An 8562-nucleotide genomic window follows, 5' to 3' on the forward strand; every position below is an offset into this window, starting at 1 on the left:
CAGCGTGAACTCAATCAGGGTATGCTTGGCATAAGCCCCATGATCAGGCGCTGGACATCTTCGGAAACGTAAGGCTTCGCAAGGGTGGGAACATCCGTGAAGGGCTGTTCAAGTCCCATGCCGCCATAGCCGGTGGCAAAAGCGAAGGGAATACCGCGTTCTCGCAAGGTTTTCGCGATCGGATAGCTTGGCTTACCGTCGAGGTTGACGTCGAGGATCGCCAGATCGAAGGCGCCCGCCTGCGCTATCTCGCAAGCCTGATGCAGACGTGAAGCGATGGCGCTCACCTCATGGCCGAGGTCCAGCAATATGTCTTCCATCAGCATCGCGACTAAGGCTTCATCCTCGACGACAAAGATGCGCAGCTTCCTTTCGATAGGGGTCATGTATATTCGTTCCGTTTGGCGGGGTGCATATCGGGCACGGGCGCATCCAACGTGAAGACGGCGCCGGATGCGGGAAACGAGAGAACGGCCTGTGCGTCCAGTTCACGGGCCAAGGCCTGTTCGAGAAGACGGCTGCCGAAGCCTTTTCTGTCGGGAACTGTCACGCTCGGTCCGTCCAGCTCTCTCCATGCAAGAGAGAGCCTCCGGCTGCCCTCGTTTCCGCCGACGTTCCATTGAACCGAGACCCTGCCGGCATCGCTCGACAGTGCGCCGTGTTTGAGAGCATTGGTGCCGAGCTCATGAAGCGCCATCGAAAGGGAGAGGGCGAGTTTTGGCGGCAGCCGGAAGGCCGATCCGGAGACCTGAAGGCGTCTGCCGGGTTCCGGGCAAAGGGCGCGGAAGGAGCGTTGCACAATCTCGTTGATGTCAGCGCCTTCCCAGCTCTCCTGCGTGAGAAGGTCGTGCGCCCTGGCAAGCGCAACGAGTCGGCTTTCGAAGCGCCGGAAGGCCTGACTGTCACGCTCGCTGCGGAACGTCTGTGAGGCCAGCGATTGCACCGTGGCCAGCGTGTTCTTCACCCGGTGGTTCAGTTCGTTGACGAGGATCTGCCGGCGTCGCTCCTCCTGCCTTTTCTCCGTAATGTCCCGGGCGATCTTCGAGGCGCCGATAATCTGCCCCGCGCCGTTCTTCAAGGGCGAGACGGTCAGGGAGACGTCGAGAAGGCCGCCGTCTTTGCGCATGCGCACCGTTTCATAATGTTCGATATGCTCGCCACGGCAGATGCGCGCCAGGATTTCCGGCTCTTCGTCCTGACGATCCGGCGGGATCAGAATGGTGATCGACTTGCCCACCACGTCCGCCGCCTCATATCCGAAGACCCGCTCCGCACCCTTGTTCCATGTCTGGATGACGCCGTGAATATCCTTGCTGACGATCGCATCGTCGGAAAAGGTGACGATCGCCGCCAGCCGCTCGGCATATTCTTCGGCTTTTTTCCGATCGGAAATATCGACCAGCATGTTTATGGCGCCGATCAGCTTGCCCCCGCTGTCATGCAAGGGTGTCGGGTAGGGAATGAAAGGCACACGCGTTCCGTCGGGTCGTTCGGCGATCGCTTCCTCGCCACGAATTGCCCGGTCCTCCTTGATGGCGATCGCCATCGGACATTGGTCATGGGGCAGAAAACTGCCATCGGTCCGATAGAGCCGCCAGCTGACGCACCATTCGTCGCCCAGGGCCGGAACGCGCCCCGCCATTTCCACGGCCGCCCGGTTGAAGAAGGTGATGCGACCCTCCGCATCCGTCGTATAGACGGCGGCCGGCAGCGCTTCGAGCAGATCGCGAAAATTCCTCTCGTTCTCGCGAATGCGATCTTCCATGCGCTTGGCGTCGGTAACGTCGATCAGGACGCGCACGCCGTAACGAAAACGCCCTTCGGCATCCCGTACGGACGAGCTGTGCACATCAAGATAAACAGGCGTTCCATCCGGTTTGAACGCCTGTTTGCGCAGGATGTAGCTGTCGAATTCGCCGTTCGCCTGCCGCGCGTAGGAGGCGCGGTCCTCCTCCCTATCGGTAGGACAGGTGTAGTCGTGGAACGTCATCGCCAGTAATTCTTCTTCTGAACGCCCGAGCATCCGGCACAGTGCCTCGTTCACCCGCAAGAGGCGTCCGTCGGCGTCCGCCTCCGCGATGCCGATCGTCGCGGCCTGGTAGGTTGCCGCAAGACGTTCATCGCTTTCGCGCCGCGCGCGTTCCGCCTCGTGGACATCGGTGACATCCGTCGTGAAGCAGCGGGTATTCGTGAACTTCCCGTCTTCGAAACGGCCATTCGAGGTGATCAGCACATGCTTGATGCGGCCGTCCTTGGCGCGCAATCTTGCGGGATATCGATCGAGGTTGTGGCCGCGTTGAAGCTTGTCCAGTATGTCGGCAATTGCCCAGTCGTCCACGTGGAATTCCGAGATATGCCTGCCGATATAGTCCTCGGCCGCAAAGCCGAGCAGGTTGAGTTCGGCCTTGTTTGCCCTGAGGATGATCCCGTCATTGCTGACGATATGGAGTCCTATAGCGGCGTTGTCGAAGAAATCCTCCAGATCGACGGCATTTTGGATTTCCCGTTTGCGGGTTCTCTGGGCGGAGACGCCCTGGAAACAATTGATCGCCCCCTCGATCCCGCCATCGCGACCGCGCAGCGGCCGGACATTCACGAGCGCATCAAAAAGCGCTCCGTCTGGCCGCTCCATCATCACCGCGCCGTTGCGTATTTCCTGGCCCGTGCGGACGGCGGCCGCCATCGGACAGGCCTCGTGAGGCAGGGGTGTTCCGTCGGCAAGATAGAGACGATACGATCCGCAGAAGCGGTCCCGACGCCCCTCACGAGAGGGATGCCTGCCCCAAAGACGAGCGGCTTCCGCATTGTAGGCGACGACGAACCCGTCGCGGTCGCAGACATAGACTGCGGTTGGTATGGCATCGAGAACAAATCTGCCGCCGGCGATGATGGCTTCGTATTCGCTTTGTTGCTGCGGCTGGTGTTCGGCATTCGGCATTGAGGACCCCAAGCGGTTTCGCGATCTCCTTGCACAAGTGCAAAGAAATAGAATCCGGCTGTGGCAAACGCTCGTCGAGACACTTGGTTCCATCATGTGGAAACTTTTCCTCCAGTGCGATCATGGAAACACAACAAGCGCTGCTGCGTTCTGCTCGGGCGGCCATCGAGGATGGAAAATCCCGAAACTACCCGCATCAGGAGGCTAAAGCATGAACGCGCAGCACGATCCGGACACAGATGAGCTCCACGCCACCATCGATGACAAGCTGACCGCCCTCGTCTTGGAGATGGAGGAGGCCGGCTGGAGCGCGCAAGAGATTGCCTTTGCCATAGAGAACGTCTTGCGGCGGAAGTGGCTCGATCAGGCGGAGTCGCTGCGCAAGGCGAGTGCGGCGGTCCCAGACGATTTCGTGTCAGACGGAAATGAAGGTTAGGCCCGGTTTCGCAATGAAGAGGAGAAACAAATGACGGCCAGATTCCAGGTGATTGCCCTCAGCTCGATCGATCACGAGGGAACCGACACCCGCGACGAGCCGAAACTGCTTTACCCGGATGCGCTCAAAGCCGCGCAGGAACTGAAGGCCCAAGGAAAGGCCTTCCGCGTCATCGCCGATGGTGAGGAGGTCGCGGATCAGCTCCTGGTGTTCCGCGATCTCGGTGCGCTTGTCGACTAGACGCTTCATGAGCCTGGGAGTGGCGTAAATTTTGAAACGCTGGAAATGACGGCGCCCTTCGACGAGGTCAAACGCGCTGATGATGGCCGGGTACATCTTCGACTTACATGCCCTCGCGCGACCAGATGCCGGCCAAACTGCGCGCTTTCGTCGATTTCCTCGTCGAGAAGCGGCGGCAGCTGGAGCGGTAGGCTATCGGCAAAGGTCTGTTCAAACCTGGGTGAGCGATTTCCTTCGCCCCGCGTTGTTTTGTCAGCTTTGCCTGGTGAAAAAGCCTGCGAGCGAGAATGAGGTCTTCGCGCTCGCAGAACGAGCCACTTTGATCAATCCCGCGTTCGAAACTTCCGCAGCAGCCCCGCCATTGCCGAGAAGAGGACGATCAGCGCGCCGTAGCCCAGCGTTGTCGGCGTCAGGCCGAATACGCTGATGGACATGCCTGCAAGCAGGGTGGGTAGGCCGAAGGCGAGATAGCTCAAGGTGAAGAGGGCGGCGAAGAGTTCGCCCCGCTCCTCGGGTGCCACGACCGGCACGATGGAACGCAGCACACCGTAAAAGCAGGTGCCAAAGCCCGTTCCGGCAATGGTGAGGGCCGCGAGATAGACGGGGAGGGACTGCCAAGCAATTGCGCCAAGCGTCAACGCCGTCCCGATGGCGAGGGCAGCGGTTCCATAGAGGGTCACATGCCGGGAGGAATGGCCGCGGGCGATATAGCAGGCAATGGCGCCGGCCGCGCAAAGCAACACGATTACGATTGCCTGTGTCGCGTGGTCCTCGGCGCCGAACACATGCCGAACGATGGGGGCACCGAGCGATAGATAGAGCCCACCCGTCGCCCAACCGGCTACAACCGCCGGCGCGCTGCGCCAGAACGCCTTGGCGGCCGTTGCCGGTACGCCGATGCGCGGGCGAAGCGAGGCCCAGACCCCTTCGTGGCGCGGTGCGGTCTCTGGAATGAACCAGATCAGGCCGGCGAACAAGGCGTAGGCAGCGACGAGCGTACCGAAGACGTCCGCTTCCGCCATGTCGGTCACATCCATGAGAATCCCCGCCACAAGTGCGCCTGCCGCAAGTCCGCCGAGCGGGACGACCGAATTCCACACGGAAGCGCTGCCGGGCTTGTCCTTCGGCTCGAGATCGACGACGGCGGCCGAAAGGGCCGAAAGCAACAGGCCGGCGGCGATGCCCTGCAGCACCCGCGCGACCATCAGGCCCTGTACGTCGCCCGCATGCCAAAACAGCGCGACACTGAGTGCCATCACGGCAAAGCCGCCCGATATCACCGGACGCCGGCCGATATGGTCCGATAGCGAACCCATGATCAGCAGGGAGGCGAGGAGGGCGAGGGTATAGACGGCGAAGATGCCCGTCAGGGTCGCCGCCGAAAAGCCGATCTCCTGCTGTAGCATGGGATAGAAGGGAGAGGGCGCGCTGGCGCCCGCCATCATAACGGCCATCCCCGCAAGGGTGATGCGGAAGCCCGCCCGGCTACGCAGCGGCATGGGGAGCGTTATGTCGGTCACGCGGCACCTATTGTTCGAATAATTTCGAACTAATATGTACTGTCATTTCCCTGACTGTTCAACTAGATTCGAACCATGGCGACTGAAAACACCGAACTGCCGCATCCCGGCCGTGACGACCTGCGGCTAACCGACGTGCTCTTCGCATTGAGCGATCCGGCGCGCCTGGAAATCGTACGCCAGCTTTCCGGCGGGCCGCTCGATATGGCGCAATGTCATCTTTCCGATCCCTCGATGCCGAAATCGACCAAATCGCATTTGATGAAGGTGCTGCGTGAGGCCGGCGTCATCCGCAACGAACCCTTGGGGCGTGGCCGTCGTCTCAGCCTACGAAATGAAGACTTGGAGGCGCGGTTTCCGGGACTGATCGGCTCAGTGCTGAAGGCGTCCGGCGATCGCTAGGCTGAGGGCTCACTGAATGGAGCCAGAAGATTACGGCGGCAGCAACACAGATTGCTGAGGCTTCAGGCCGCCTTGGGTAAATAACTCTGAAGGGGAAAGCGGAACTGGTCCACCCTGATGCAGGACGTCCAGCGGTGTTTCGTTATTTTGCAGGGCCGACGAGGCTGAGCTTGCGGAGAACTTCGCGCGGCGCGGGCATGCGCCAGACGGTCTGGAAACATTCCACGACATTGCGTTCCGTGACGGCAAGGCCGGGCAGGGCCACCCAGGCTGGGGCCTGCCGGCCAAGCAGGGCTGTCACGACGATGCAGGCGGCGGTTTCGCCCTGACGGAAGGGTTGTTGGGCGGCGACGGCAACAAGCGGCTCGTTGGTGGCAAGGCCGATTGCAGCCTCCTGGCCAAGGTCCACCGTCGCCATGGAAATCCTGCGGCCCATCGTTTCGAGAACGTGGGCGGCGGTCATCGCCGGCGTGTCCCAGACGACGAAAAAGCCGGCAAGCTCGGGATGGGCTTCGGCTAGGTTGCGGGTGGTCTTGGCGACTTCCGAAAGGGCAGGGAACCGCCGCACACGCAGCGTCACATCCGGACGGTTGATCTGCATCCACTTGACGAAGGCGATTTCGCGTTCGTTCGTTGCGAAGAAATCGGCATCATAGCCGAGCACGCCGACCTCCGCGCCTTCGGGCAGATGTGGCGACAGGCCTTCCGCCGCGATCTTGCCGAGCCCGAAATTGTCGGCCGAGACAAGCGAGATATAATCCTTGCCCGGAAGAAGGCCGGTTGGCACGTTGTCGAGCAGGACGAGCTTTATGCCACTCGCCGAGACGCCCGTGTGGGCCGCTGCCACTTTGGAATTGGCGACGGGCAGCGATATGATGGCGTCCGGCGCTTCGCCGATCAACCGCTCGAGCGCTTCGATCTGCACCGCCGGCGTGAAGGCGCAATCGACCACGTCGATGACCGCGACGCCGCAATTGCCCAGCATGCCAACGATGCCGGAGAGCTGCTGCTTGGCCCAGTCGCTGGCAAGCGTATGGAGCACGATCGCGACGCGAAAACCGCTTGCCCGCGCCCGCGCCATGTCTTCCGGCAATAGCAGTACCCGTTCGGGCGCTGAAGCCCGCTCTCCGTGAGGGCCGAGACCAGTAATCGCCATTGCTTCCTCCTCAAACATCCGGCGGCCGCATGGTGTCCCCCACCATGGTGTTCCTTCGGGCGATCTCGTCCTTCACCTGCTGGAAGAGCGAGTGCGCCTGGGGCCGGCCGGCCATTATCCAGTCCCTGAGCATGGCAGGGGCGAACAGTCCCTCCGTCGCGATGATGGCGGCCCCGACAAGCCCGGACGAACTGCCCATCTGCGAACGAATGATCTGCATGTCCCGGCTCACCAGCGGATGGCAGGCGCCGTAGATCGCCTCACGCGCGGCGGCAAGAAGGATGTCGTTGGTCTGGGCAATCGAGCCTGACAGGACAATGAGCGCGGGGTTCAGCATGTTGGCCAGGGTTGCGACAACCTGGCCGATCAGCCTGCCGCTTTGCGCGAGAATGTCGATTGCCGCAGCATCGCCCATTTGGGCGGCCTGAGCGACGTCGAGGGCGGTTATGTCGCCGGCGCGTCGCATCTGCTCGGCGAGGATGGGGCTCGCGCCATGTTCGGCTGCAACCTTGCCGGCCTGGGCGATGTGGTCGGAACCGGCCATGGCTTCCAGCGTGCCCGTCCTGTCGCCCACCGTCACGGGAACGGAACCGATAAGGCCGACGGCACCCTGCGCCCCGCGGAAAAGCGCGCCGTCATTTGCCAGGCCGGCGCCGATGCGTTTGCCGACCTTGACGAACAGCATGGTGTTGCGGCCGGCGCCCGCATGGAATTCGCCCATCGTCATCGTTTCAACGCTGGAGCGCAGCCAGACCGGAGCATTGAAGGTTGCTATGAGTGTCTCCACGAGCGGAAAGCTTTCCCAGCCAGGAAGGATGCCGGGCGTGCTGCGTTGGAAGAGCGCTCCCCCGCCATCCGGCACCGCACCGGGAACGGAAATGGAAATGCCATAGAGCTGCGGATCTGCCTGCCGCTCGAGAATCCAGCGAAAAAGCGTGATCAGCCGCTCGGCCAGGGCCGAAACCGGCTGGGTCAGCTCGGCCGCCTCATGATGCTCCATGAGCAGGGAGCCGGCGAGATCGGCAATGCCGACGCCGAAGGCGGTCTGGTCGAGGGTCGCAACGAGAATACGGCCGCGATCCGCGGCAAACCGCACGAGGCGCGGCGCGCGACCGCCGGTGGCGGTGCCGAGCTCGCTTTCATCGATGAGGCCCAATTCGCCGAGTGTTCCGAGCCGATCGGCGACCACGGCGCGCCCAAGTTCACTGTGTCGTTCGATTGCCTGGCGAGTGTTGGCCTTCTCGGTGCGCACAAGGTTGAGAATGTCGACGAGGCTGGGGGCAGCGGTTTCGGACACCCGCGGACGGCCTTTGCGGCGGGTATGCTCATCGGTCTGCTCGGTCGCCGTCGTCGGCATGAATGATCCTTTCTGGCGGCTTCGCCTTCCCCTCTTGATAAAGCCGCTTGTTTCGACTGGCAACACTTCACTTCTGCATTAAATCTGCAAAAGACTGCCATGATATGCATATAAATTATTGACATAGAATTTTTGGCGCCGTAAGACGACGTCACTAAAGTCGAGATTGTCAATGGGAGGAGGCGCCGATGTCGGAGTTCAAGCTCGCCTATCATGCGAATTGCTGGGGCAGCCTCGGCGGGAATGCCGTTGGCGTCACGTCGATCACCAACCTTGCCTATCGGACCTTCGGCGATATGCGTCGCGCCTTTGCCGATATCGCGGTAGCCGGCTACGAAGGTGTCGAGCTGTTCGACGGCAATCTGCTGGATTTCACCGCCGCCGAGATGCGAGGACTGCTTGACGACAACGGCCTGACGCTGGTCGCCACCTATGCCGGCGGCAACTTCATTTTCGACGATATCCTGCCGGAGGAACTGGCGCGCGTCGTCCGCGCGGCGGATCGCGCTGCCG

The 8562-nt window shown here is 61.8% G+C and carries 8 protein-coding genes and 1 pseudogene; 4 read left to right on the forward strand and 5 right to left on the reverse strand.

Translation table 11 applies throughout. The annotated features are described in order from the left end of the window. Nucleotides 1-14: 14 nt before the first annotated feature. Together ACOZKU_RS01175 and ACOZKU_RS01180 are read right to left on the reverse strand one after the other, a co-directional pair. A complete protein-coding gene (locus ACOZKU_RS01175; RefSeq protein WP_421577301.1) occupies nt 15-386 on the reverse strand; it encodes a response regulator in 372 nt (123 codons plus the stop codon). Beyond that, complete coding sequence (locus ACOZKU_RS01180) at nt 383-2938, reverse strand: PAS domain S-box protein (RefSeq protein ID WP_421577302.1); 2556 nt, start codon at nt 2936-2938, stop codon at nt 383-385. The genes ACOZKU_RS01175 and ACOZKU_RS01180 overlap by 4 nt, the downstream gene beginning before the upstream one ends. A 211-nt stretch (nt 2939-3149) precedes the next feature. Between ACOZKU_RS01180 and ACOZKU_RS01185 the strand changes: the two genes are divergently transcribed. Then, complete coding sequence (locus ACOZKU_RS01185) at nt 3150-3374, forward strand: hypothetical protein (protein WP_421577303.1); 225 nt, start codon at nt 3150-3152, stop codon at nt 3372-3374. Between the two features lie 30 nt (nt 3375-3404). Further along, nucleotides 3405-3614 carry a hypothetical protein gene (locus tag ACOZKU_RS01190; RefSeq protein WP_421577304.1) on the forward strand — a complete coding sequence of 70 codons (210 nt, stop codon included), beginning with the start codon at nt 3405-3407 and terminating at the stop codon, nt 3612-3614. A 323-nt stretch (nt 3615-3937) separates the two neighbouring features. Here ACOZKU_RS01190 and ACOZKU_RS01195 read toward each other — a convergent pair whose 3' ends face one another. Further along, a complete protein-coding gene (locus ACOZKU_RS01195; RefSeq protein WP_421577305.1) occupies nt 3938-5134 on the reverse strand; it encodes an MFS transporter in 1197 nt (398 codons plus the stop codon). A 75-nt stretch (nt 5135-5209) separates the two neighbouring features. Between ACOZKU_RS01195 and ACOZKU_RS01200 the strand changes: the two genes are divergently transcribed. Then, the gene (locus ACOZKU_RS01200; RefSeq protein ID WP_421577306.1) at nt 5210-5536 is read left to right on the forward strand and encodes an ArsR/SmtB family transcription factor; all 327 of its coding nucleotides are present in this window, start codon (nt 5210-5212) and stop codon (nt 5534-5536) included. A 142-nt stretch (nt 5537-5678) separates the two neighbouring features. Here ACOZKU_RS01200 and ACOZKU_RS01205 read toward each other — a convergent pair whose 3' ends face one another. Beyond that, nucleotides 5679-6692, reverse strand: coding sequence for a substrate-binding domain-containing protein (locus ACOZKU_RS01205; protein WP_421577307.1), 1014 nt, complete (start codon nt 6690-6692; stop codon nt 5679-5681). A gap of 10 nt (nt 6693-6702) precedes the next feature. Continuing rightward, on the reverse strand, nt 6703-8049 hold the full coding sequence (locus ACOZKU_RS01210) for an ROK family protein (RefSeq protein ID WP_421577308.1): 1347 nt from the start codon (nt 8047-8049) through the stop codon (nt 6703-6705). Nucleotides 8050-8237: 188 nt separating this feature from the next. On the opposite strand from ACOZKU_RS01210, the pseudogene ACOZKU_RS01215 reads away from it, so the two are divergent. Then, a pseudogene (locus ACOZKU_RS01215) lies at nt 8238-8562 on the forward strand (sugar phosphate isomerase/epimerase); the annotation flags it as partial.

Source organism: Shinella sp. M31, from assembly GCF_049199205.1.
Classification (GTDB): domain Bacteria; phylum Pseudomonadota; class Alphaproteobacteria; order Rhizobiales; family Rhizobiaceae; genus Shinella.

What these genes read in the sequence shown, in the direction of transcription:
- ACOZKU_RS01175 (WP_421577301.1), bottom strand. Translation starts at nt 386, where the DNA reads ATGACCCCTATCGAAAGGAAGCTGCGCATCTTTGTCGTCGAGGATGAA.
- ACOZKU_RS01180 (WP_421577302.1), bottom strand. Translation starts at nt 2,938, where the DNA reads ATGCCGAATGCCGAACACCAGCCGCAGCAACAAAGCGAATACGAAGCC.
- ACOZKU_RS01185 (WP_421577303.1), top strand. Translation starts at nt 3,150, where the DNA reads ATGAACGCGCAGCACGATCCGGACACAGATGAGCTCCACGCCACCATC.
- ACOZKU_RS01190 (WP_421577304.1), top strand. Translation starts at nt 3,405, where the DNA reads ATGACGGCCAGATTCCAGGTGATTGCCCTCAGCTCGATCGATCACGAG.
- ACOZKU_RS01200 (WP_421577306.1), top strand. Translation starts at nt 5,210, where the DNA reads ATGGCGACTGAAAACACCGAACTGCCGCATCCCGGCCGTGACGACCTG.
- ACOZKU_RS01205 (WP_421577307.1), bottom strand. Translation starts at nt 6,692, where the DNA reads ATGGCGATTACTGGTCTCGGCCCTCACGGAGAGCGGGCTTCAGCGCCC.
- ACOZKU_RS01210 (WP_421577308.1), bottom strand. Translation starts at nt 8,049, where the DNA reads ATGCCGACGACGGCGACCGAGCAGACCGATGAGCATACCCGCCGCAAA.